Source organism: Streptococcus sp. HMSC064H09 (genome assembly GCF_001812625.1).
GTDB lineage: Bacteria > Bacillota > Bacilli > Lactobacillales > Streptococcaceae > Streptococcus.
In genome coordinates, this window is record NZ_KV809611.1 from 5,500 (window position 1) to 6,247 (window position 748).

Annotated in this window: 1 pseudogene; it reads right to left on the bottom strand. The window is 41.8% G+C overall.

The window, feature by feature from the left end:
- A pseudogene (locus HMPREF2867_RS11625) lies at window positions 1-748 on the bottom strand (hypothetical protein); the annotation flags it as partial.

A 748-nucleotide genomic window follows, 5' to 3' on the forward strand; every position in this document is an offset into this window, starting at 1 on the left:
CGCCGTCAACTTTACCTACTGGGTAGTCACCTTTTGGTACGATCTTGTATGTCTTACCATCTGGAGTCTTGATTGTGTTAGGTTTTTCACCTTCCTCAGTTGTGTTATAAGGAGTGTCATATGGTGAGTTTGGTGTGTCTTGACGTGGTTTTTGGATTTCTTTACCATCATTCTCACGGATGTAAGTAATGATTACTTCACCAACTTTAGGAGTTTCACTTTCAGACATTGATTCAGAAATTGAAGCTGATGTAGATTCTGAGCTTGAAAGTGATTCTGAAACTGAAGTTGAAGTTGATGTAGATTCTGAAAGGCTAGCAGATGCTGAGTAAGATTCAGAAGCTGATACTGATTCAGATACAGAAGTTGATTCTGAAGAGCTTGCTGATTCTGATGCAGATACTGAAGCTGATGCAGATTCAGACGCACTTACTGATTCTGACGCAGACGCTGACTCTGATGCACTTGCTGATTCTGATGTAGATGCTGACTCAGAAGAAGATGTTGATTCAGATTCTGAGTTATTTGTAACAATTGAAGTTGACTCAGAGAGTGAAAGTGAAACTGAGATAGATTCTGAAGTTGAAACTGACTCAGATGCACTTGCTGATTCTGACGCAGATGCTGACTCAGATGCGCTTGCTGATTCTGATGCAGATGCTGACTCTGATGCGCTTGCTGATTCTGACGCAGATGCTGACTCTGATGCGCTTACTGATTCTGATGCAGATGCTGACTCTGATGCGCT